Annotated in this window: 18 protein-coding genes; 7 read left to right on the plus strand and 11 right to left on the minus strand. The window is 62.6% G+C overall.

Annotated elements, in window-relative coordinates; all coding sequences use genetic code 11:
- Nucleotides 1-2 precede the first annotated feature (2 nt).
- Nucleotides 3-1,670 carry a regulator gene (locus tag BM374_RS20620; protein WP_092295619.1) on the plus strand — a complete coding sequence of 556 codons (1,668 nt, stop codon included), beginning with the start codon at nucleotides 3-5 and terminating at the stop codon, nucleotides 1,668-1,670.
- 61 nt (nucleotides 1,671-1,731) lie between these two features.
- On the opposite strand, the gene BM374_RS20625 is transcribed toward BM374_RS20620, so the two are convergent.
- The 10 genes from BM374_RS20625 to BM374_RS20670 form a co-directional block, all read right to left on the minus strand.
- Complete coding sequence (locus tag BM374_RS20625; RefSeq protein WP_177248427.1) at nucleotides 1,732-2,556, minus strand: carbohydrate ABC transporter permease; 825 nt, start codon at nucleotides 2,554-2,556, stop codon at nucleotides 1,732-1,734.
- Entirely contained in the window at nucleotides 2,553-3,491 is a 939-nt protein-coding gene (locus BM374_RS20630) for a carbohydrate ABC transporter permease (protein ID WP_092295625.1), read from the minus strand. The genes BM374_RS20625 and BM374_RS20630 overlap by 4 nt, the downstream gene beginning before the upstream one ends.
- Nucleotides 3,488-4,813 carry an ABC transporter substrate-binding protein gene (locus BM374_RS20635; protein WP_092295628.1) on the minus strand — a complete coding sequence of 442 codons (1,326 nt, stop codon included), beginning with the start codon at nucleotides 4,811-4,813 and terminating at the stop codon, nucleotides 3,488-3,490. The genes BM374_RS20630 and BM374_RS20635 overlap by 4 nt, the downstream gene beginning before the upstream one ends.
- Before the next feature lie 75 nt (nucleotides 4,814-4,888).
- Nucleotides 4,889-5,668, minus strand: a complete 780-nt coding sequence (gene soxA / locus BM374_RS20640; RefSeq protein WP_177248428.1) for a sulfur oxidation c-type cytochrome SoxA — start codon at nucleotides 5,666-5,668, stop codon at nucleotides 4,889-4,891.
- Nucleotides 5,665-5,982: a thiosulfate oxidation carrier complex protein SoxZ gene (gene soxZ, locus BM374_RS20645; RefSeq protein WP_092295634.1), complete on the minus strand. Its 318-nt coding sequence runs from the start codon at nucleotides 5,980-5,982 to the stop codon at nucleotides 5,665-5,667. The genes soxA and soxZ overlap by 4 nt, the downstream gene beginning before the upstream one ends.
- Nucleotides 5,982-6,440, minus strand: a complete 459-nt coding sequence (locus tag BM374_RS20650) for a SoxY-related AACIE arm protein (protein ID WP_092295637.1) — start codon at nucleotides 6,438-6,440, stop codon at nucleotides 5,982-5,984. The genes soxZ and BM374_RS20650 overlap by 1 nt, the downstream gene beginning before the upstream one ends.
- Before the next feature lie 8 nt (nucleotides 6,441-6,448).
- Complete coding sequence (soxX, locus tag BM374_RS20655) at nucleotides 6,449-6,865, minus strand: sulfur oxidation c-type cytochrome SoxX (RefSeq protein WP_502689454.1); 417 nt, start codon at nucleotides 6,863-6,865, stop codon at nucleotides 6,449-6,451.
- Between the two features lie 25 nt (nucleotides 6,866-6,890).
- Nucleotides 6,891-8,174, minus strand: coding sequence for an NAD(P)/FAD-dependent oxidoreductase (locus BM374_RS20660; RefSeq protein WP_177248429.1), 1,284 nt, complete (start codon nucleotides 8,172-8,174; stop codon nucleotides 6,891-6,893).
- Between the two features lie 45 nt (nucleotides 8,175-8,219).
- Nucleotides 8,220-10,406 carry a xanthine dehydrogenase family protein molybdopterin-binding subunit gene (locus BM374_RS20665; protein WP_092295643.1) on the minus strand — a complete coding sequence of 729 codons (2,187 nt, stop codon included), beginning with the start codon at nucleotides 10,404-10,406 and terminating at the stop codon, nucleotides 8,220-8,222.
- Nucleotides 10,407-10,418: 12 nt separating this feature from the next.
- A complete protein-coding gene (locus BM374_RS20670) occupies nucleotides 10,419-10,868 on the minus strand; it encodes a (2Fe-2S)-binding protein (RefSeq protein ID WP_177248430.1) in 450 nt (149 codons plus the stop codon).
- Nucleotides 10,869-11,216: 348 nt separating this feature from the next.
- On the opposite strand from BM374_RS20670, the gene BM374_RS20675 reads away from it, so the two are divergent.
- Both BM374_RS20675 and BM374_RS20680 read left to right on the plus strand, forming a co-directional pair.
- The gene (locus BM374_RS20675; RefSeq protein WP_092295649.1) at nucleotides 11,217-12,806 is read left to right on the plus strand and encodes a B12-binding domain-containing radical SAM protein; all 1,590 of its coding nucleotides are present in this window, start codon (nucleotides 11,217-11,219) and stop codon (nucleotides 12,804-12,806) included.
- Between the two features lie 119 nt (nucleotides 12,807-12,925).
- Nucleotides 12,926-15,121 carry a hypothetical protein gene (locus tag BM374_RS20680; protein WP_092295651.1) on the plus strand — a complete coding sequence of 732 codons (2,196 nt, stop codon included), beginning with the start codon at nucleotides 12,926-12,928 and terminating at the stop codon, nucleotides 15,119-15,121.
- Between the two features lie 8 nt (nucleotides 15,122-15,129).
- Here the strand turns inward: BM374_RS20680 and BM374_RS20685 are convergent, their stop codons facing one another.
- On the minus strand, nucleotides 15,130-16,518 hold the full coding sequence (locus BM374_RS20685; protein WP_092295653.1) for an MFS transporter: 1,389 nt from the start codon (nucleotides 16,516-16,518) through the stop codon (nucleotides 15,130-15,132).
- A gap of 448 nt (nucleotides 16,519-16,966) precedes the next feature.
- Here BM374_RS20685 and BM374_RS20690 point away from each other — a divergent pair, with 448 nt between their 5' ends.
- The 4 genes from BM374_RS20690 (at nucleotide 16,967) to BM374_RS20705 (ending at nucleotide 24,446) form a co-directional block, all read left to right on the plus strand.
- Complete coding sequence (locus BM374_RS20690) at nucleotides 16,967-20,593, plus strand: AIDA repeat-containing protein (RefSeq protein ID WP_092295656.1); 3,627 nt, start codon at nucleotides 16,967-16,969, stop codon at nucleotides 20,591-20,593.
- 192 nt (nucleotides 20,594-20,785) lie between these two features.
- A complete protein-coding gene (locus tag BM374_RS20695; protein ID WP_092296918.1) occupies nucleotides 20,786-21,070 on the plus strand; it encodes a hypothetical protein in 285 nt (94 codons plus the stop codon).
- Between the two features lie 636 nt (nucleotides 21,071-21,706).
- A complete protein-coding gene (locus BM374_RS20700) occupies nucleotides 21,707-23,341 on the plus strand; it encodes a coiled-coil domain-containing protein (protein ID WP_092295659.1) in 1,635 nt (544 codons plus the stop codon).
- Between the two features lie 61 nt (nucleotides 23,342-23,402).
- Complete coding sequence (locus BM374_RS20705; protein WP_092295662.1) at nucleotides 23,403-24,446, plus strand: TAXI family TRAP transporter solute-binding subunit; 1,044 nt, start codon at nucleotides 23,403-23,405, stop codon at nucleotides 24,444-24,446.
- Nucleotides 24,447-24,454: the final 8 nt, after the last annotated feature.

A 24,454-nucleotide genomic window follows, 5' to 3' on the forward strand; every position in this document is an offset into this window, starting at 1 on the left:
TCATGAGCACATTGACGGGGACGGCCGGCAAATCTGAGATGAACAAATCCGGGTTCAAGCCGGCGCTATGGACATCGGGCGATTGGAACGCGTTTTTCGGCTTCGGCACCAACATCCTCGTCAACATGCTGGTGCTCACGGGTCTCTTGCGCTTCGTCTTGAAGATGCCTGACAGTCTCGTGTTCGGCCGCATCCTGCCCGCACTCGGGCTGATGATGTGCCTCTCGACCTTTTACTATGCCTTCCTCGCCTATCGCCTCGCGCAGAAGACCGGCCGCAACGATGTCTGCGCGCTGCCGTCAGGCGTCAGCGTGCCGCACATGTTCATCGTCACCTTCGTGATCATGCTGCCGATCACGATCAAGACCGGCGATCCCCTGAAAGGCTGGTCGGCCGGCCTCGTCTGGGTCTTCTTCCAGAGCTTCATTCTGATGATCGGCGGCTTCATCGCGCCGTTCATTCGCAAGATCACGCCGCGCGCGGCGCTGCTCGGCACGCTTGCCGGCGTCTCGGTCACCTTCATCTCGATGCGGCCGGCGCTTGAGATGTACATGACGCCGCAGATCGGTCTGGTCTGCTTCGCCATCATCCTGGTGAGCTGGTTCGGCGGCGTGAAATATTGGCGCGGCATTCCCGCAGGTCTCGTTGCCATCGCAGTGGGCATGGTCATCGCCTGGGGCTCAAACCTGTTCGGGCTTGGTCTCGGCGGGTTGAGCGTCGCGGGTGTCGGCGCAGCCTTCGCCAATTTCGGCTTCTCAGTGCCGCTTCCCGCCGTGGGTTACGTCTTCTCGGGCTTCGAATTCCTGGGCATCATCCTGGTGACCGCCATTCCGTTCGGTATCTATGATCTCGTCGAGGCCATGGACAATGTCGAGAGCGCGGAGGCGGCCGGCGACGAATATCCGACCACGCGCGTGCTCACCGCCGACGGCATCGTCAGCCTGATCGGCTGCCTGATGGGCAATCCCTTTATCAACGCCGTCTATATCGGCCATCCCGGCTGGAAGGCGATGGGAGGACGCATCGGCTATTCGGCCGCGACAGGCATCATGGTGGTGGTGCTGGCCTGGTTCGGCATCATCTCGGTGCTGCTGGCGCTCGTGCCCGTGGTCGCGATCTCGCCGATCCTGCTCTACATCGGCATGCTGATCGGCGCGCAGGCGTTCCAGACCACGCCGGTCAAGCACGCCCCCGCAATCGTGCTGGCGCTGACGCCGCATCTCGCCGCCTGGGCCAAGCTCCAGATCGACACCATGCTCGGCTCGACCATGATGGCCGCGACCAGCGTCGGCGGCCTCGCCGCCGACAAGGCCGACGCCGTCAAGGCTGCTGCGATCGCCGCGCTGCCGCAGCAGGGCGTGTTCTATCACGGCCTCGAAGTGATGGGCGGCGGCTCCATCCTCGGCGGCCTCATCCTGGGTGCGATCGGTGTCTTCATCATCGAGCGCGACTTCGAGAAAGCCTCGGTCTTCGCACTGGTCGGTGCCGTGCTGACCTATTTCGGCTTCATGCATGGTGAAGCCGTCGGCATCGGCGGTGGTTTTGGTGTGACGCCGGCCGTGGCGTTCGCCTATGCCGTGATGGCCGCCGGCCTGTTCGCGGCGAGCAAGCTCGGCGCCACCGAGCACTACGCCGCGCATCCGGAGATGCACGCCGCGCCGGCGGAGTAGGCCAATATCAGCAAATGGCCGGGCGGCATTGTGTGGCCCGGCCATTTCATTTGCAGCGTGACTACCCGCCCTTGACGGCCCCTGCCGTGAGCCCCGCCACGATCTGCCGCTGCGCGAACACCGTCAGCAGCAGCACCGGGAGCGTGACGATCAGTGCGGCCGCGGCCAGAGGGCCCCAGCTGAGCTGGTCGAACGAGATCATATTGTAGACGGCGACGGGCAGGGTGCGGGTCTCGCGTCCCGCCAGTACGATACCAAACACAAAGTTGTTCCAGGAAAAGATCACTGCAAGAATGAAGGCGACTGCGATGCCAGGCTTGGCGATTGGCAGCGCGACGTGCCTGAACACCTGCCAGCGGCCCGCACCGTCGATGAGGGCGGCTTCCTCCAGCTCCATCGGTGTCGTCTCGAAATAGCCGATCATGATCCAGATCACGATCGGCACCGTCACCACGAGATGGATGATGATCTGCGGCACCAGCGTGCCGAGCAGGCCGAGCCACTGGAACAGCAGGAACAGCGGGATCAGATAGGACAGGCCGGGCGTAATGCGAGCGATCAGGATCACGATCGCGGATTTGTGCGCGGCCATGCGTGCGATGCCGTAGCCGGCGGGAACGCCAACCATCAGCGCAAGCGCAGTCGCGCCGCCGGTGACGATCAGGCTGTTGAAGAAATAGGTTACGAAGCGGTTGGAGGCGAGCACGTCGGCATAGTTCTTCCAGGCAAAATGTTCGGGAATGAAGACCGGCGGGTATGCGGCGTTGTCGACCTCGAATTTGAGAGACAACGACAGCATCCAGAGGAAGAACAGGATGGCCGGCGACACGATGACGAGCACCGCGAACCACAGGCCGATCTTGCCGATGATTTGACGTGGCGTCATGCGTCGCTCGCGATTTCGGTCCACAGCATGCGCTGGCGTGCGTAGAGCATCACCGCCGCAAGTAGCACAATCAGAAGGAAAAATACGACCGCGATCGCCGAGCCGTAGCCGAGGTCGTAATAAACGAACGCGACGCTGTAGAGGTAGAGGTTAATGGTCTCCGACGCTGATCCAGGTCCGCCCTGCGTGATCGCGAAGATGACGTCAAAGCTCTTCACGGCGTCGATCATGCGGATCATGCCGGCGATGAACAGGAATGGCATGATCAGCGGTAGGGTGATGAAGCGGAACACCTGCCACAAATTAGCGCCATCGATCTGCGCGCTTTCATAGGGCTCGGTCGGAATCGCAGCCAGGCCGCCGAGCACGATCAGCATCACCAGCGGGGTCCATTGCCACGTCTCGACCAGCACCAGCGAGGGGATCACGGTGGCCGGATGAAACACCCAGAGCTGAGCTGGGATTCCGACCAGCGACAGCAAATAGTTCAGCACGCCAAGCTGCGGGTGGAACATCATGGTCCAGACGAGCGCGATTGCGACGGGGGTAGCCATCATCGGCATGATGAAGATTCCGCGCAGAAAACCGCGACCGGCGAATTTCTGGTGAAATACCACGGCCGCGAATGTGCCAAACACCAGCGGCAGCACCACGGACAGCACGGTGTAGACCAGCGTGTGTCCGACTGCCTCGATGAAGCGGGGATCGCCAGTCAGGCGCAAATAGTTGGAGAATCCGACGAACGTGGTCGGCGAGCCGACCTTCCACTCGTTCAGGCTCATCCAGATGGTGAAGACCCACGGGAAGATGATGATCGCGAGCACGACGATCAGCGCCGGCACCACGAACGGCCAATAGGACGGCGGCCGCAGCTCCTTCTCCGGCGCGGCATCGGACTGTGCCGCGGCCGGAGTCGATTGTGTCAACGCACTCACGCCTTTTCGCTACGCTCCAGGATCGGCCGGAACTGGTCGTGAGCCTTCTTCAGCTCTGCCGCGGGATCGGAGCCAGCCAGGGTCGCGGTGACAGCGGCGCCGACGAGATCGCGGAATTCGGCGACCGGAATGATCACCGGCAGGCCGAGCTTGCTGATCTTGGCGGAATCGATCACCGATTGCAGCCACTCCTTGGGCATCTTCACGCCCTTCTGGACCTCGGCATCATTCAGGATCGAGTTGCGGAACGGCACGCCGCCGCCGGCTTGTAACAGCCGCGCGCCTTGCGCCTTCGAGACTGCCCACTGACAGAGCAGATAGGCCGCCTCCTTGTTCTTGCTCGCGGCGGCAATGCCGAGCCCGTCGCCGTAGGTGGCCGAGTATTGCCCCTTCGGACCGGCCGGGACGACGGTGTAGCCGACCTTGCCGACAACGCGCGAGGCGGCCGGATCCTCCAGCGGCGGCGCCCAGCCAACACCGTCGATCCACATCGCCGATTTGCCTTGCGTGAAGGAGGCCATGGACTCCATCCAGTTGAAGCCGGCGACGCCGGGCGGAGCCATCTTCGTCAGCAGAGTTTGGTAGAGCTTGGTCGCAGCGACGGCCTCCGGACCGTCGGTCAGGATGTTGCCCTTGGCGTCGAGGAATTCGCCACCATAATCGAGGAAGAAGTTGGTCCACAACGTCATGTTGGCGTTGCGCAGGCCTCGCCCGACGAAGCCATAGGTGCCGTCCTTGGCATCAGTGAGCTTCTCGGCGGCTGCAACCATCTCGTCCAGCGTCTTGGGCACCGCGACACCCTTCTTCTGGAACAGCTCCTTGTTGTAGTAGAGGATGAAATAATCGACCGACCACGGCAGGGACAGCATCTGGCCCTTGTCGTTCTTGCAGTATTGCAAGCCGGCGGCCGAGAAATCGCTCTCGACGAGATCGGGCGCGGTCAGCGTCGGATCCTTCATGAAGGGCGTCATGTCGGCGAGCCAGCCGGCCTTCTCGAATTGCCGCTTCTGCACGTGATAGCTGAGATGGACGACGTCGAAGCTCGGCCGTCCCGAGGTCAGCTCGATCACGCATTTCTGCCGCTGCTGCTGCTCGGGAATCTGCTCGGATTCGACCTGGATGCCGGTGAGCTCGGTGAATTCCTTGACGTACTTTTGCAGATTGTCGCCGCGCGGTCCCTTGGCGAGGATCACCTCCAGCTTGGTCCCGGCATACTTCTTCCAGTTCACCTCGGCGCGTGCCGGCAATCCCGTCAAGCTGAGCGCGCCAGCCGCGGCAGTGCCCGTCAAAAGCGTGCGGCGCGAGATTTTATGGTCAGCCACGTCAGTCCCTCCCTGTGACTCATTTTGGGGGGATACTAGCGACCGTTCCGCGTCTGCCTAGTCCTAATTTGGGCGTTACGGTCGCACCGCAGGCGTTTCCATCGGCATTCCGTGGGCCCGCGACATCAGATAGAGCTCGAGCGCAACCAGTTCGGGTGCCCCATAGTCATAGGCTTGGGCGCGAACACCGGTCATGCAGCTTCGCAAGCGCCGCTCCAGCGATCCCAGCGTCTGCCATTCCAGCCGGTAGAGCGGATAGCCGGTCGGTTGTCCTTGCGTGATCGGCGAGCCCGCGAGGCGCTTGTCAAAGTTGTCGTCGTGGCAATTGGTGCAGGCAAGGTTGAGCTGACCTTCGCGCTGCATGAAAAGATGGCGGCCCTGTTCGACAAAAGGCTTCAGCTGCGGGTCGTCCCCTGCCGTAATCGCGGCGCCGCGGGACTGGTGGGCGACGAATGCGGACAGCGCGAGGATATCGTGGCTCTCAAAGGGCAGCGGCGGGGCGTCCTGATGATTGGCGCGACAGAGATTGATGCGCTGGTCGAGCGTGACGGGGCGCCTCAGTGCCTTGTCGAAGGCGGGGTAACGCGCAGCGACACCTTTCATGCTGCTCTTGGCGTCGCCGTGGCAGTCCGCGCAGGCCTTGTCCCCGCTGCCTTCCTTCTTCATCCATAGTGCTTCGCCGTCGAGCACGAACAGCATGCCCGGGTTGGACGTGTCGTCATCCTGCATGGCGCGGGTGTCAGGGCCCATGAAGGAATAGCCGGAGCGACGCGCATCGAGCGGGATTTCTCCTGCGAGCAGGGCAGGGGTTGTGGCAAGAAGTGTCGCCACAGCTATGGCGCGCCAAGAAATCATTCGACCGCGATCGATGCCGATGCTGTGGACGAATAGCCGTTGTCGCCGATCCATTCGAACTCGAACTTGCCGCTCTCCTTGGCGACCGTAAAGAACGACAAGTAAGGATTGGCCGCGATGGCCGGAAACAGATCGGCGCGAAAGATCTCGGTGCCGTTGAAGCGGCACGTGAAGCTCGTGATGATGTCACGCGGTACCAGCGCGCCGTCCATGGTGTGCCGGAAACCGGTTTCCATGATGTGCGAGGTCAGCGTGCGGATCTCGATGACGTCGCCCCGCTTGGCTTTTGCCGGAACATTGATGAGCGCAGCCATCAGTTCATCTCCTCGGTACAGGCGGCCAGCGTGACGACGACGTCGACGGCAACCTGCCAAAATGTATCGTCGGCGAGGCGCGCAATCGCGACCACTCTCTGGGTGTCGGCGAGCCGGATCCGGGTCGAGACCTGGGCGCGGCCGGAGGCGGCAGTGAAATAGAAATTACCGATGTTCGGCTGCGGGTTCTTCTCGTTGAAGACGTGGATGCTCTTGACGTACTCGGTCGCCGTCATGGGGCTTGCGACGCTCACCGTCATCGGCACCGTGTTGCCGTTCTCGACCAGTGGCGGAATGTCGAGCTTGACCTTGCCTGTGCGAATGGGCGCTTCGCCGACGACGTTGCGGATCGCGCTGTTGAGCATCGCCGGCGTTGCTGCGACCGGCCGAAGCGTCACGATCGGAATGACGGTGACGCCGCCCGCCAGGCTCAGGAATTGTCGTCGGGTCGTCGGCATGAGCAGTCCTAGTCCCGGAGCGTTGCGAGAAAGGCCACGATGTCCTCGATCTCCGCTGCCGACAATATCGGCTTGCCGGCGAAATTGCGTCCAACCCGCACAAGCCCATCGTCTCGATAATAAGATGGCATGATGGTCTGCGGGTTGAACCGCGCGGCGTCAACCAGCCGAAGTCGCAACTGGCTCACGGTCCAGCGGTTCCCGGCGCCGGCGAGATCAGGCGCGAGGTCGCCCTGGAACCGCGTTTCCGGGAAGGGTCCGGAATGGCAGAGGATGCAGGTCGTGGTGCGTGTCAGCACCAGCGCGCGTCCACGCGCGGCGTCGCCGGGCTCGCCCGTGAGCGATTCCGCAATGCCGTCGCCGGTGATTTTGAAAGGCACGAGTCCTTCCGCGTGCGCATCGGAGATGAACGCGAGACCGACCAGCAGCACAGCGATGTAATTGTCAGATCTAGCCAAAGGTGTCCGCCGTGATCGTTTCAAACCAGCGCTCGGCTTCAGTTGCCTCGCGGGCGCGAAGCTCGCGCGGCGCATCGACCGGGCTCGTCGCGCCGCCTTCGACTTCCGCGAAGATGTTTCCCCGGGGTTGGTAGTTGCCAGCGAGCGAGAAGCCGTAGCCGGGCGCCACGGTGTTGTAGCAGATGCCGGTGAGCCGCGGTGTTTCCGGCGCCCGGCTGCCGAGCAGAGCGACGATCGCGGCGGCGCAAGCCTTGCCCTGCGCGCTCGCCGCCGATGCCGACTTTGGAATGCCGCCGCCGAGGCAGGCGTCGCCGATGACATGGACGTTCTTGACGAGCTTTGACTCGAAGGTCACAGGATCGATCGGACACCAGCCGGTGGCATCAGTCGCGCCGGCGGCTTCCGCAATGCGACCGGCACGCTGGGGCGGGATGACGTTGGCGACGTCAGGGGTGTAATTGCCGAACTCGGTGATAATGGTCTTGGTCGAGGGATCCACGGATGTCGCGCGGCCACCTTGTGACAGGCCGACGCGCTCGATCATGTCGCCGTAGAGCTCTTTCCACGCCTTCTCGAACAGGCGCTGCTGCGGGAAATTGTCCTTGGCATCGAGGAGCAGGACCTTGGAGCGCGGCTTCCTGGTCTTCAAATAATGCGCGATCAGGCTGGCGCGCTCGTAGGGCGCGGGCGGACAGCGCGAGGGATTGGCGGGGATCGCGATGGCGACCGTGCCGCCATCGTCCATCGCCTCCAACTGCCTGCGCAGCAGCAGCGTCTGCGCTCCCGCCTTCCAGGCGTGCGGCATCTTTTCCGATGCGGCGTCGTCATAGCCGGGTAACGCCTCGAAGCGGAAGTCGATGCCGGGCGAGAGCACGAGCCGATCATAGGGCATCACGACGCCGTCGGCGGTCATGACGCTGCGCAGCCGCGGCTCAATGGTGGTCACCGCTTGGTCGATCATGGTGACGCCGTTGGCCGCGAGCTTGTCATGGCTAAACTGTTGCGCTTCGATGTCACGCAGGCCGGCAATCACCTCGTTGCTGAAGGGGCAGGAGGTGAAGACGGCATTGGGCTCGATCAGGATGACCTGCAGGTCAGCTTGTGCGCGCTTGAGAGCACGGGCACAGGCTGCTCCGCCAAACCCGCCACCCACCACGACGACACGGGCCGTTGATTGCGCGCGCGAGAGCCGCGGCCACGCCAATGCTGCGGCTGCGGCGGTAATACCGAGCACGGCACTTCGCCGCGTCACCGGTCGCGTAGTCATCAGGATCATCCAGGCAAAAGACCGCGGCGGCCATGATGGCCGCCGCGGCGTTTCTCAGGCAAAGGTGATGTTCTGGTCGCGCAGCGGCACCGATCGGATACGCTTGCCGGTCGCCGCGAAATAGGCGTTCAGCACCGCCGGTGCGGCAACGCCGATGGTCGGTTCGCCGACGCCGCCCCAGAATCCGCCGCTTGGCACCATCACCGCCTCGACCTTCGGCATCTCGCTGATCCGCATCGAGTTGTAGCTGTCGAAGTTGGTCTGCTCGATGCGACCATCTTTGACAGTGCAGCCGCCATAGAACAGCGCCGAGAGACCAAAGACGAAAGAGCCCGCGATCTGCCGCTCCACCTGTGCCGGATTGACGACGTAACCGGGATCGGTGGAGGCGACGATGCGATGCACCTTGATCTTGTTGCCGTCGGTCACCGAGATTTCGGCAGCGCCGGCGACATAGCTGGCATAGCCCATCACCTGCGCAATGCCGCGATAGACGCCTTGCGGGGCCGGCTTATCCCAGCCGATTTTCTCGGCCACGGCATTGAGAACCGCCAGATGCTTGGGGTGATTGCCCATCAGCTTGCGGCGGAACTCGAGCGGATCCTGGCCCGCTTCATGGGCGAGCTCGTCCATGAAGCATTCCATGTAGATCGCGTTGTGATTGACGTTCACGCCGCGCCAGAAGCCGGGTGGCACGTGCGGGTTACGCATCGAATGCTCAATCAGCAGGTTCGGCACCGAGTAGCCGAAGGCCGCTTCGCCGGATTGTGCCACGCCCTGGAAGGCCGCCGGGTCCATGCCGTTCTGCAGCGCTTCGGGGCGCACCGAGAACAGGATGGACTGCCCGGATAGTCGGTAGTGCAGCGCGATCAGATTGTTGTTGGCATCGAACGCGCCCGTCATCTTGCACTGGGTGACCGGGTGATACTTTCCGTGCGTCATGTCCTCTTCGCGTGACCACAACAGCTTGATCGGCGTGCCCGGGATCTGCTTGGCGATCGCGACGGCCTGGCGGACATAGTCCGTCATGCCCCGCCGGCCGAAGCCGCCGCCGAGCATCAGCTTGTGCACGTCGCACTTCTCCGCCGGCAAGCCCGAGGCCTCCAGCACCGCCGCGAAGGCCGCCTCGCCATTCTGGGTGCCGCACCAGACTTCACATTTGTCTGCCGTGTAGAGCGCGGTGGCGTTCATCGGCTCCATGGTGGCATGGTTCTGGTAAGGATAATTGTAGACGGCCTCGATCTTCTTTGCCGCGCCGGCAATCGCCGCTTTGGCATCACCGTTCTTGTTGCCGACATAGGCCGGTTGAGCATCGTCAAGGCCCTCGGCCAGCCATTTCGCAATCGTCTCGCTCGAGACCTTGGCGTTATCACCTTCGTCCCAGACGATCGGCAGGGCTTCCAGGGCGGTCTTGGCGTGCCACCAGGTGTCGGCGACGACTGCGACCGCGGAATCGCCGATCTTGACGACCTTCTTGACGCCTTTCATGCTGGCGACCTTGCTGTCGTCGAAGCTCTTCACCTTGCCGCCGAATACCGGGCAATCCTTGATCGCGGCGTTCAGCATGCCGGGCAGCTTGAAGTCGATCCCGTAGACCATCGCGCCAGTGGTCTTGTCGGTGGTATCGAGCCGCAGCAGGCCCTTGCCGGCGATGGTCCAATCCTTCGGATCCTTCAGCTTGACGTCGGCTGGCGGCGTCAGCTTCGCCGCGGCTTCCGCGACCTTGCCGTAAGTCGTCGTCTTGCCCGAAGCCTTGTGGGTGATGACACCCTTGTCGACCGTGCATTCAGAGGCCGGCACCTTCCACTCGTCGGCGGCGGCCTGGATCAGCATCATGCGCGCGGTGGCGCCGCCCTTGCGGACATAGTCCTGCGAGCTGCGGATACCACGGCTGCCGCCGGTCGAGAAATCGCCCCAGACGCGCCTGCGAGCGACGCTCTGGCCGGGGGTCGGATATTCGGTCGTGACCTTCGACCAGTCGCATTCCAGTTCCTCGGCGACGAGCTGGGCGAGGCCGGTGAGCGAGCCCTGGCCCATTTCGGAACGGGCAATGCGGATCACCACGGTGTCGTCGGGCCTGACCACCACCCAGGCATTGACTTCAGGCGAGCCGTCGGCCGCACGCACCACGGCTGGGCCGCCGAACGGGATATCGAGGCCGATGGCAAGGCCGGCGCCGACTGCAGCGGTGCCGATCACGAAAGCGCGGCGGTTCATCCTTGGGGAAACGTGCTTGTTCATGTGCCGGCTCCTTTACGCGCTTGCGATCGTGTGGATCGCCTCGCGCACCTGCTGGAAGGTGCCGCAGCGGCAGATATTGGTGATGGCCTCGTCGATGTCGGCGTCGGTCGGCTTCTGTTTCTCATTCAGCAGGGCCGCCACGGCCATGATCATGCCGCTCTGGCAATAGCCGCATTGCGGGACATCCTTGGCGATCCAGGCCTGTTGTACCTTGTGCAGCGTAGCGCCGGAGGCGAGTCCTTCGATCGTGGTGATCTTCTTGCCCTCGGCCTCGGCCACCGAAATGCCGCAGGAGCGGGTGGCGACTCCGTCAACGTGCACGGTGCAGGCACCGCATTGTGCAATGCCGCAGCCGTATTTGGTGCCGGTCAGGCCGGCATTTTCGCGGATTGCCCAAAGGAGCGGAGTATCTGGCTCGACATCGAGCGTGAAGGTTTTTCCGTTGATTGTTAGGTTTGCCATCGCAAGTCCCCTGATTGGCCCATCCACCGATGGACTCAGCGGCAATGTGTCCGGCCAACTGGGACTGTTCAAATCAAGAGTCTGAGGGCGGCTATCGAAGATTCTCGCCGCTGCGGGAAGATTATGGAGAGGACGGTGTTACGCGCGCTTTGGGAAGGCCTCGCGAGGGGCCTGGGTCGCGCCATCTCCCTGAACGCCGACGGGATGGTCTGGGGCGACGTCCCGGCGAGCGACGTGCGACAGCTTGTCCCTTTTGCCGGGGTGCAAGGCCGCGCTGCTTTGCTACACTGACGGCAACGCATTCAAAAGTTCCCTGGGAGTTCCGTGAACGTGCCCTGCAACGTGCTTATGCTCTATCCGCTGTTCACCGCGGAGTCCTTCTGGAGTTTTGGCGAGTCCTGCAAGCTGATGGGGGTGCGGCGCCCTGCCGCGCCGCTGGGGCTGATCACGGTTGCGGCGATGTTGCCGGAGAGCTGGACGGTCAAGCTCATCGACTGCAACACGCAGCCTTTCGCCGATGAGGATCTCGCCTGGGCCGACGTGGTCTTCACCGGCGGCATGCTGCCGCAGCAGGCCGATACGTTGCGGCTGATCGACAAGTGCCGCGCGGCGAGCAAGCCGGTGGTGGTCGGCGGACCCGATGCGACGTCAAGCCCTCACATCTACGAGAAGGCGGACTTCCGAGTTCTCGGCGAAGCCGAGGGCGTCATCGACGAGTTCATCGCCGCCTGGGACAGCGGGAAACGTTCCGGCGTCTTCACGGCGCCGAAATTCCAGGCCGATGTCACCAAGACGCCGGTGCCGCGCTTCGACCTGCTGAGGTTCGAGGACTACCTCTATCTCGGTGTGCAGTATTCGCGCGGTTGTCCGTTCACCTGCGAGTTCTGCGACATCATCGAGCTCTATGGCCGTGTGCCGCGCACCAAGACGACCGAGCAGATGTTCGTCGAACTCGAGCGGCTCTACCAGATGGGTTATCGCGGCCATCTCGACTTCGTCGACGACAACTTCATCGGCAACAAGAAGTCGCTGCGCCAGTTCCTGCCCCAACTCGCCGAATGGCAACGCGCACACGGCTATCCCTTCGAGCTGTCCACCGAGGCCTCCGTCAATCTCGCCGACGACCCTGAATTGCTCGAGCTGATGGGCGCGGCGAATTTCTTCGGCATCTTCGTCGGCATCGAAAGTCCGGATCCCGCGACGCTGGTCGCGATGCGAAAGAAGCAGAATACGCGACGCAATATCGCCGAGAGCATCCACAAGATCTATGCCGCCGGCATGCTCGTCACCGCCGGATTCATCGTCGGCTTCGACAATGAGAAGGTTTCGATGGCAGATGCCATGGTCGATTTCATCGAGGAGGCCGCGATTCCCGTCGCCATGGTCGGCTTGCTCTACGCCTTGCCGAACACGCAGCTCACGCGGCGGCTTGAGCGCGAAGGCCGGCTGCATCCGGGCCACGATCTGGCGCCGACGATCGGCGCCGATCAGTGCACGGCCGGCATCAACTTCGATCCTATCCGCCCGTTGCGCGACATCCTGATGGACTACAAGCGGGTGCTGGAGCACATCTATAGTCCGGCTGCCTATGCAGGACGCATTGACCGTTTGATGACCCTGCTCGACCGATCCAGGCAGCGCCCCGAACTCGCCGAAGGAGATATCCGCGCCAGGCTAGGGGCGATGGAGACGGTGCACCGGGTGGTCACGGCCCTTCCCGAAGCACGGGGGCCGCTGTGGCAGACCTTCATGAACTGCGCCAAGCGGGACACCTCGTCGGCGCGGATCGCGGTGCAGATGATCGCGGCCTATGCGCATCTCGGCCCGTTCTCGCGCAAGGTCATCGACACCATCGACGCGCGCCTCGCCGCGCTCGACGAGCAACTGCCGGTTCCGGTCCTTGCCGATGGCGCAACCGCAGCGGGAAATCTGGCCTGATACCGGAGACAGAAGTCGAAATTCTCAAACGCACTTGTGAGCCCGCCGCTTGACAGCCTGACAACCTCAGGGCGATCGTTCTCTGGATAACGCCAGTTGCAGTGGCAGCGGAGTGCGTCATGTCCAGAAAGGTGATCGGCTGGTCGATTGCGGCGATCGTCGCAATCTTTCTGATCTTCAATTATTTGCCTTCGTTCGTCGCCGACTCTCTCTACAAAAACGTCGACGACATCACCGACGGGGAGATGCCCGCCACCGTCACCTCGTTTGAATCGGGGCCCGATGTCGTCAGCACGATCGGCGGCAGCGGAGAGGGGTTGAATTGCAGCCTTCCCGCACCAACCAACCTCTTTTTCGACGGAAGCATTGATTCTCGGGGCAGACGCCATCTCGTGCTGCAGCGGTTCCGGCAGGCCTGCGTCTTCCACGACCTCTGCTACCGCCATGGCCTTGCCACCTATGGCTATAACCAGAATGATTGCGATCGCATCCTGCAGAACGCGGCGTTCCGGCTCTGCACCTACATCCGCAACGGCAGTGGCACCGGCAGCGCAACGCGGTGCCAGACCGACTCGAAGATGGTCCTGGCAGGTGTCAGCATGGGCGGATACAACGCCTTTCGTGGCTGGGATCGATCAACCTATTTCGAATTCGAATCCGATCCTTTCCGCTCGGACGGCTTCCAGGCCAGCCGGGTGGTGGATCATCCGTTCAAGGCCGTCGATCCCGTCAAATATCGCGACGATCCAGATCAAGTCATTCTGTCGTTCGAGAACGTCCGATCCGATATTGCCGTCACCTGCATGACCTGCGGGCAACTGCCGGTGTTTGAATACACGCAGGATCCGAACCAGGTCGACGCCGAGCTGCGCTCGGTCGGCGTGACGAAACTGCCGGAGGCGTTGCTCAAGCGTGAGCCGATGTTGTCGGAAACCGTTCCGATCTGGCTGCCGCCACGCCGCCATCATGCGGCTCCGCATTTGCTGGTGGATGCTGCGGGCAAGGATCATCTGATCTGGATGAGCCGGAACAATCCGCAGGACACCATGTCCTGCGTCGTTGGTTCCGATGCCGCGCGACTTCTGACCAACACGTTGCCGCGGCGGGACCTGTGCTCGATCGATTCCGGCTCGTCGCTGACCATGGTGGAGGTCGACATGTTCGCGACGTCGCCGCTGCCGATGGAAATTCCAGGCGCGCCGGACCCGATCTACGCGACAGCGATCAGCCCGCAGAGGACGGCCGACAACGGTCTCAGTTTCTGCTCGCGCTCGGCATCGCGGCCGGTCGATCGATCCGGGAACGACGACCGGTCCGCGTGCATCAACTTCTCCGGAGACGACGTCAGCAAGGGCGCTGCCCTCGGCGCATTTCAGGACTTTCCCATCATTCGTTCCGGACAGCAGATCGTCTTCGCGCGGGACGTCGACCAGCGGACGACTTCGCCGCTGGCGGCGATCTTGCAGCGTGCCTTCGGCGACACCTATTCACCGGGAGGCGCCCTGCTCGTGATCGACGTCGCGCCGCCGACCACGCCCAAAGGACCCGCTTCGGCCAGGCTGAAGAAGATCGTCCGGTTCAACATCGATGATCGCTTCGATCCGATGATGCCGATCACGCGCAAAGTCGATGATTTGCGCTTCCTGAGCCTGGAAGCATCGAAAGAAACCGTGCGCCTTCGGCAGATCGACTTCGCCAGGGACAACCCCGCCATGGGCAATGTCCGGTTGATATTGGGAGGTGCCGACGTGGAGTTGGACCGATCCTGGGCCGCAAGGCCCGTGATGGTGCTGGAGACCAGGGATGCTCAACCCAAGACCAAGCTAGTGTTCTCGCGTGGCGAGATCGCGATTGACCCGGGCAAGGCCATCGCCCCCGACGCCACGACGGAAGCGCTGACATTGCAGACCCTCGTATTCGAACGCGACGCAGTTGCGCCTGCGGATGCGCCATTCGTCAGATCGGCTGGCGCGGCTTGCAGCATCACCTATGAATTCGCAGCCCGCCACACCGACTGGCCATGCTATCGCGCGTTCGACCCCGATCGTTCGATGCGGGCCTCGCCGGCCGCGCGGATGCATGCCTCGCAGATGCTGGTTGGGCATTTCTCGAAAAGCGCCGGCCATGCCATCGCGTTTCCCGATGCCTGTCTGAAGTCGGAGCCGATCATTCTCGCACCCAAGGGGGATACGTTCACGCCCGTGAGAGACACCGCGGGGTGGAACGGTCCGCCAAAACTGAGACGGACGATCACATGCGAGCCGCTCGATGCAGCGGAGGTCGTAAGCCGGCCGATGGTGCAGAAGGCACCGTGAATGCCGATTTACTTCACCGCCAGCCGCAAGAAGCTCATCACGCTGCCGAGGGCGGCAAAGCCTGCACCTAACGCCAGCGCCACGGTGGCGCCGTTGTGGCCGGCGAGCGCAAAGCAGGCCGCGGCGAGCGCCGCCCCGGTGGTCTGCCCGGTCAGGCGCGCGGTGGCGACGATACCCGAGGCACTGCCGCCGCGGTGCGGCGGCGCGCTTGACATGATCGCCTTCATGTTCGGCGCCTGGAAGAAGCCGAATCCCACGCCGCATATCATGATCCGCCAGACGATATCGGGGATGCCCGGGTTCGCCGGAAGCAGCGCGAGCAGCGCCATGCCGAAGCCGAGCAGGATGAGCCCGACGCCGCCGAGCAGGCCGACCGGATGGCGATCGGAGAGGCGGCCCGCAATCGGCGCCATGATGCCGACTACCAGGGGCCACGGCGTCATGAAGAAGCCGGTCTCGACCTGCGACCGCCCGAGCACATCCTCGAAATAGAACGGCAGCGAGACGAAGGCGAGGCCCTGCACCGCGAAGGAGCAGACCGCCGTCGCCGCCGACAGCGCGAACATCGGCCGGCCGAACAGGTCAATCGGCAGCATGGGCGCCGGATGGTCGGCGTGACGCCGCGTCAGGATGAATCCGACTGCGACTGCCGTGACCAGTTCGCCGGCCACAACGACCGGCGACAGATTATGCGCCGCACTGCCGATGCCCGTGATGAACAGGCCGAGACAGACGGCCGTGAGCAGCGCGCCGAGGAAATCAAAACCGTGATCGGCGCGCGGCGTCTTCGGCAGCATCGCAAAGCCGATGCCGATGGCAACGAGGCCGAAGGGGATGTTGACCGCGAACAGCCACGGCCACGGGCCCACCGCCAGGATGGCCGAAGCAATCGACGGGCCGAAGGTGAAGGCGGTGGCGACCACCAGCGCGTTGTGGCCGAAGCCGCGGCCCTGCATCCGTCCGGGATAGACGAAGCGCACCAGCGCGGTGTTGACGCTCATGATACCGCTGGCGCCCAAGCCCTGCAGGGTGCGCGCGACCAGCAGGCTATCCAGCGACCACGCCACTGCGCAGAACAGCGAGGCGATGGTGAACAGCACGAGGCCGCCGAGATAGATGCGCTGGTGCCCGACGATCTCGCCGAGCGCCCCGAGCGGCAACAGCGTTGCCACCAGCGCGATCTGGTAGACGTTGACGACCCAGACCGATTGCTCCGGGCTGACATGCAGGTCGGCGGCAATGGCGGGCAGCGCGATGTTGGCGATCGCGGTGTCGAGCGAGGCCATAGCCAGTGCCGTGAAGATCGCGGCAATCGCCCAGCGGCGCTGCTCGGCGGGCAGGCCATCGGCTTTGTGATGATCGAGCTCGCGCGCAGCGGCAGGTAACGTCATGGTCATTGCGTTGCGCTTCGCTCCAGCGTGTCCGGCATCGATGATCCTAGGCCATGTACTACGCTTGAGACGGCTTCCACAGACATAGGCTTGCATGCATTGTATGCGCGAAGGTCAGTCGCCGCTCTCTGACCGCATTTTCCCTCTGGCGTCTGAACGAAGTGTCGAAAACAACCCCATGCACAGTAGGACGCCCTTTGATCGAAAAGGGTTTTTTCAGCGGCGGCCGTAACCACCCCCGAACACAGGCAAGGTTTGACCCGCCAACCCGCATGCACACGCGCGTCATGATTTTCATAAGCTGCTACCGCGCGAGCATCCCTTCAAAACTTCGGTGCACGACAACGCTTGCTTGACAGTCATCCTCAACTCCAGCAGTCTCAGGTTGAATAACCTTCGAATGATTTTCGCTTTGCTGGTTTGATTTCTCGGGAACCAAACGCGGAGCATTCATATGACGGTTATTCCTCCCGCCAGTGGAGTCACGCTCCATGATGGCGACACGATGGATGTCAGCTACGGCGCTTCTGTCGACGGCACGTGGATCCTGACTGGCGGTTCGCAAACAGTCGGCGGCTCCTCCACGACGAGTACGGCAACCAACACGAACATCTTTGGCGGAGAGCAGGACGTCGTCTTCAACGGCCTCGCCAGCCATACGATCATCTACCAGGGCGTCCAGCGCGTTACCGGCCAATATGTCCATGAGGGACCATCTCCCGGCAAAGCTGATCACACCGCCATCGATGGTGGCGAGCAGGACGTCGACACCGGCATCGCATCGGCGACAACAGTCAATTCCGGCGGCGCCCAGAACGTGACGAATGGGGGCAGCGCGAGCGAAACGATCGTCAATTCCGGCGGGGTTCTCAGGGTTTCGGGTGAAACCGTGGAAACGGCGCCGGTGTATCCGCCGCCGGTGATCCGAAGCGTCGCGACCGCTGCAACCATCAACTATCAGGGCGAATTCGACGTCACGGGCGGCGGCACGGCGGTGAATGCGGTCGTTCATGGCGGCGTCATGACGGTCTCGGGATCGATACCGGATCCGTTCGCCAACGTCCCCGGCCAGCCGGCCGTCGACGCCAGCACAGCGACCGGCACCACCGTTTCGGGTGGAACCTTGACGGTGTCGGACGGAGCATTGGTATCCGGAACGATACTCCAAAACCTCGGCAAGCTGGACGTCGAGGCCGGCGGCACGGCGACCGGCACGACGATCAATTTCGGAACGATGCAGCTGTCCGCAGGCGCGACGGCGACTGACATAACAGTCAATCAATATGGCATTCTTGTCGTGCTTGGTCAGGCCAATTTTTCTGGCGCCGTCTTCAACGCCGGCAGTGCCTTGGAGATCGGAGATGGCGCGAGCGAAACCGGTTTCGTTGTCGCAAACGGCGTCACGCTGGACGTTTTGGACGGAGGTGCCCTCCATGGCGGCATTGTCGCCGCAGGCGGAACGCTCATGCTTGAAGCTGGCGCGAAATTATCCGACACGACTTTCCAGAGCGGCGCGACGTTCATCATCGAGTATGGCTATGCAGAAAGCGACTTCACCGTATCGAACGGCCTAACGTTCAAAGTATTCGGCGGCACAGCCGCGAACACGACGATATTGGCGGGCGGCAAACAAATCGTCGGTAATTTCGGCGACGGAGGCTCCGCCACCAATACCGTCATCAATGGCGGCGAACAGGATGTCGAGCTTCTCGCCACCGCGAGCTACACCACGATCAACATGGGCGGCATTCAGCATGTCGCCGGCCTTTACGTCCATGATGAGCCGGGACCGGGACGGGCCGACCACACCATCGTCAACAATGGCGGCGAACAAAATGTCGATACCGGCATCGTCTTGTTGACCACAGTCAATGCCGGCGGCGTCCAGAATCTCACCAACGGGGGCATTGCCAGCAACACCATCGTCGAATCGGGCGGCGTCATCAATGCTTCGGGAGAGACGGTCTATTATTCGCCCGGCGGCTATTACGCCACCGTCATCAGAAGTGAATTCGATTCGGCAGACGTCAACAGCGGCGGCCAATTGCACCTGACCGGGGCGGGGATCGCCAAAAACGCCATCATCGATGGCGGGGTGATGACCGTTTCGGGATCGATACCGGATCCCATAACCAACGACCCCAACGCACCGGCGGTCGACGCCAGCGAGGCGAGCGGAACAATCGTCAAGTCAGGCAGCATCTCCGTCTCGGACGGCGGCATCGTCACCTCTACGACTTTGAATGGCGGCACGCTTGACGTGCTCGCTCAAGGCACCGCCAACGCTACGACGATTGATCACGGCGCCACAGAACTCGTCGAAGCGGGCGGCATGGTCGGCGCGACCACGATCGCCGGCGGCATGCTTGATCTCAAGGCGGGTGCGATCGCTGACGATGTGATCACCTTTGCCGGCCAAGGCACGCTCAAGATCGAGCAGAAGCTGGTCTCGGGCCCATCGTTCTTTGCAAGCGAGATCAAGGGCCTTGCGATCGGCGACCAGATCGACCTCGCCGGGCTGTCCTATGCGAGCGGTGCAACGGCGACTGTATCCGGTTCGACACTCACGGTCAGCAACGGCACGGCGAGCGAGACCTTCACGTTGGCGGATACGTCGGTGGCACATTTCGGCATCACGAAAGACAGCGCCGGCGGCGTTTTGCTGACAGCCGCGGCTCTGCCGGCCATCGTTGGAACCGTGTCGGGACAAACGACCAGCAACGAAGCTGCGATCAATCCATTCGCGACCGTAGCGATCACGGATCCAAACGCAGCCGCGACGGATGGCCTGATCATCACGCTGGCCGGGGCGCCGGGCATCCTCTCCGGGATAGGGTTGATCTCGCTTGGAAACGGAACCTACGAGTTGGCGGCGACAGACCCGGCCAAGCTGACCGCCGAGTTGCACGGCCTCACCTTCGTATCCTCACCGCACGGCGACGGCAGCGCAACGACCAATTTCACACTAAGCGACACAAGCAGCGTTGGCTTGACTGTCACCGACGCCAACACCTCCGTCACGGATACGCATCAGACCGGTCCCACGATGATCAACGGGCCGGCATCCGGTTATGCGATCATTGAGGGCACGACGGGCAACGACATCATCCACGCCTATGGCATCTTCAATACCATCCACGGCAATGGCGGCAACGACGCGATCTACGCCGGCCTGTACGGCACGGTTGATGTGCCAAGTGGCGACAGCACCGTCTTTCTCGAGGGTTTCGACAACCGCGTATCCGGCGGCGACGGCAATGTCGCCGTGAAGGGGGCAACCGGCGCGACCATGATTGCGCTCGGCAATGGCAACGACACCATTGACGCGAGTGGATACGGAAACATCATCACGCTGGGCGACGGCAAAGATATCGTCCATCCGGGTGACGGCGCCAGCACAACGACGGCCGGCAACGGCAACGACCAGGTGACGCTCTCCGGTTTTGGCAACAAAGTCGTGCTGGGAAATGGCGATGACGTTGTCTCGGGCGGAGGTGGCGCCAACAATGTCACGCTCGGCGATGGCAACAACACCGTGGATCTCGGCGGGATGGTCAACCAGATCACCGTTGGATCGGGAACGAATACGATCATAGCCGGCAACGGATTGGATAACGTCGTGGCCGGCGCGGGCCACGATACAATCGCCCTCGGCGGGGTCGCCAACCACGTGGTGCTCAACGGCTCCACGGCAAATGTGACAAACCAGATCGGCCAGGACGTCATGACGGCCAATGGCGGATCAGATCAGTTCAACTTTGTCGGGTTCGGCAACCAGGCGATCATCAATGGCCCGGCCCATGTCGACATCATTGATCACAGTACGGGTCTGACCGTCTCGATCAACTCCAGCACCCAGATCGATTCGATCTCCGGATTTGGAAATGACGTGCTCGGCGTCGTCGATCTTGCAAACGGCGTGGGCAATTACCACTCCGTTGCCGATATCATGAACGCGCTCAAAGGTGATGGGCATGGCGGGACCGTGCTGGCCCTGGGCAGTGCGCCTAACGCGGGGTCTATCGATTTCGTCGATACCGCGATCAGCCAATTGCACGCATCGAACTTTGTGATCGTGTAGATCTCGGCTTCCAGGCGACGCCTTGCGAGGCAACCGACGGGCTCGTTCGCGCCTAGGAGAGGGGCCGCTGGGCTATCGGAGGCGCGTCGGCACCTCTGTCTCACATTTGTGCCTGGTGTTGATCCTGATCAAAGGTCGGGCCGTGGGGCACGTCACGTTGGGCGGACCAGCGTTCGCATGGGAGGAAACAACATGATCTTCAACGTCAAGCGTCTTGGGCTGGTCGTGGCGGTGGCCCTGTCGACCGCCGCACCATTGTCGCTGCACACTTCGTCCTCAACACTTCCATCAGTCTCAATCGACCGCGCTGAAGCGAGGGTAGGGCGACCGCTGACTCCGATGAGCGTCGCCGGCGTGAACCGCAGAGTACACCGTCGCGCGTATTACGGCGCAGCGGCGGTCGGTGCTGCCGGGGCTTACGGCGCGTATGGCTACCGGAGGGCCTGCGGATATTATCCGTATCCGCCTTGCTATTGAGGCAAGCGAGGTCTGCGACGGCGAGCAACCGACACGATAAGCGCATATGGTGTCCAGGATGCTGCGGCATCGTCAGTGAGCTTCCTCTCCCGCTTGCGGGAGGGGGGCGCCGATCACGGCACCGACGATTCATTCCCAAGGCGCGAAATTGGTCGACAGGCGCGGGAGGACAGGTGTCCGACCGCATTCGGACACGAAAGATCAAACCGCCGGGCCGGTGATTTCGAGCGACTGCCCGAACTCCGGAATACCGCTTCTAGAGGACAAGCCCCAGCACCAGCCACGTGGCAACAGACAAGCAGATGCCGATTCCCAAATACGGCAATGCCGTGCGCATGGTCACTCCTCGATTCCGAGACGCGACGAGAACATGCTCAGATACGCGTATTCGGGGCGGCAGCCCTATATTCCATGCGATGTATGAGCTTCAGCGTGGTACGGCATAAGACGCGCATATTTAATTTGACTTTAAATGCAGTCAAAATTATATGTATTTCAATTAATTATTATGTTTAATTTGAGCGCCTCGCGGCGCCGCAACATCATTATGTGCGGGTGTTCTGATCGAGTGCCGAAACCATGCAAACAGGCTGGGCGATTGCTCCATTGGAGTTGCTCTTGAGAAAGGCGTGATACATGCGCCGATCAATCGATATTACACCCAGGGATCGAGAAAACATCCGGATAGAAGATGCGGCGGGCGCCGCTGAGCTCGGCCACGGGTCGCCCGAGACGGACAGATGGGCCGCAAGGGATGACTCGACGATCTGCGGTTCACCGACCGAACGCTGTGGTGAGACCGAGGATGTCGATCTGGAGGGGGTAACGTCGGGTAGTTCGCTCCTTGCGGCTGTCGTTCTGGTCCCCCTCATCTTCATTGCGATAGCCCTGCTCGGTGCGCTCGGCCCGTTCAAGGCGCAAACGGCCCTGGACACGATGCACATCGACGGCGGAAGCGCCGCCGGACTCGACCGGCAGCCTGAGATCGGGACCGGATCGCTCGCACTCCCTGACAGCGAAACCTCCGAGGCCCTGATGCAGGCAGTCTCGGCAAGCACGGCGGCACCTCGACCACGGCTCGAGGCCGACGCTCCGCGCAGTGACGGACTCGCCGGTGACCTCGCCGGTGCGCGCAGGGAGCTTGAAGAGGCGGACCAGCGCACGCACGCAGCGGAACGTGCCACGGAGGATCTGCAGCAGTCTCTTCAACATGAGCAAGCCCGCAGCGCGACGCTCGCAGACGAACTTGCCGGAACCCGCCGCGAAATCGAGGCCCGTATCGCGCAGGCACGCGATGCGGACGAGGTGGCCGCGCAGCAGAGAGATGCGGCGGCGCGAGAGATCAATGAGCTGCAGCGATCCCTGCAGCAGGAGCAGGAAAAGAGCGCCGTCCTGGCGGAGCAAGCGAGCGCCGCGCAGACGGTAGCGGCACGCGCTGAGCAAGAACGCTACGAGGCGCAGGCACGTGCCGCGGCACTCGCGAGCGAGCTTGCCGGCATGACTCACGGATCGGCCACGGCCGACGGTGCGGCGACCGAGCAGAGCGAGGCGGCGGGCAGGGAGATCGCGGAATTGCGGCAGTCCTTGCAGCAGGAGCGCGAAAGGAACGCTGCCCTCGCGCAACAGGAGGACGCCGCGCGGTCGGCAACGACGGATGCTGAGCAACAACGCCGTGCTCTCGGAGAGGCCCAGGCTCACGCTGCCGCGCTGGAAGGCAAACTTGCGCAAGCGCGCGGGGACATCGAAATCCTGAACGGGCGTTTGCGCGAGGCGAGCGATGCAGCCTCGCAGCAGAGACAGGCAGCGAACCGAGAGATTGACGAACTGCGGCAGTCGCTGGAACGGGAGCGGAGCAGGACTGATGCCAGGGAGAGAGACATCGCCTCGGTATCCCTCCCCACCGACAAGGGCGCCCCGGCGTCGCAAATAAACGGCGGCCCGATCTTGTCGACGGCGAAGAACGTGACCGCAGCGGAGCCGCCGACGAGTCCAGCTCAAGACGAGGTGGAGGCCCGATTGATCCCGCGTGCCAGAGCGTTGCTCGATCAGGGCAATATCGGTGCAGCGCGGATCGTACTTGAGCTCGCTGCTGAGAAGAATATTGCGCAGGCAACCTTCATGCTCGCGGAGACATACGATCCAGCGGTTCTGTCCGCGTGGGGTGCTTATGGAACGCGCGGCGAGACGGCCAAGGCGCGAGATCTCTACGCGAAGGCGCAGAGGAGCGGTATTCGCGCAGCTAGAGAACGACTGGATGCATTGGATCACTGAGAGTGGGCTTGCACTGATGCTGGGACGAGTCGTTGCAGTGGGTAGTCCGGAAGGGAAGGACATGAACAAAGTGACAAGATCGCTCTCCTCGCTCCTGCTCGCCACGCTGGTGCCGATTGCCGTGCTGATTCAACCGGCTTGCCTGGAAGCACAAACCGCAAGATCCGCCAAGGCGGATGCACAAATGGTTCGACGGCCGCTGCCACAGGAGAGGGAAAAGGATCGGATGAACGCCTGGACCGTCGGGCTCGCCGGCGGCCTGCTCGAGGGCGCGCCGATCCGCCTCGCGGCAGAAATGGCCCGTGTCGTCGATGACGGAGCGGAGCTGCATCTCCTGCCGATCGTCACCCGGGGCGCCACCGACAATCTGAATGCGTTGCTTTATTTGCGCGGTGTGGATACCGCGATCATCAATTCCGACGCGCTCGACGAGTACAAGCTTCAGGTTCCGCAGATCCAAAGCCGCATCACCTACCTGCTCAATCTGTTTCCGTCCGAGTTGCACATCTTCGCACGGCCGGAGATCACGAGCCTGCAGGACCTTGCCGGCAAGAAAGTGAACTTCAATACCCAGGGCACCGCAGCGGCCTATTCCGGACCGATGATCTTCAGCCGCCTCGGCATCGACGTCGACAAGACGTTCATTCCGCACCAGCTTGCCCTGGAACAGATGCGAAAGGGGGAGATCTCGGCGGTCGTGTTCATCACGTCGAAGCCCGTCGATGCCTTCGTGCGCGGTCGTTGGGAGGCGGGATTCAAGTTTTTGCCGGTCCACTACGACAGGAGATTCGAGGACTATTATCTGCCCGCGACCCTGGACTCGACCGAGTATCCCAATCTGATCAAGCAGGGCGATCGGGTCTCGACCATCGCGGTCCCGACAGCGCTCGTTGCGTTTAACTGGCGGCCAGGCTCGAATCGCTATCAACGCGTGGCGCGCCTCGTCGACTACCTGTTCTCGCGGATTGACCGTCTGCAGGCGGCAGGCTTTGATCCGAAATGGCGGTCGATCAATCTTGCTGCAACCATCCCGGGACTCACCCGCTTCCAGGCCGCGCAGGAATGGCTGGATCGCCAGGCGCGCAGTGCCCAGGCGAAGCCATGAAGACTCCC

This window comes from Bradyrhizobium sp. Ghvi (assembly GCF_900115265.1).
Lineage (GTDB): Bacteria > Pseudomonadota > Alphaproteobacteria > Rhizobiales > Xanthobacteraceae > Bradyrhizobium.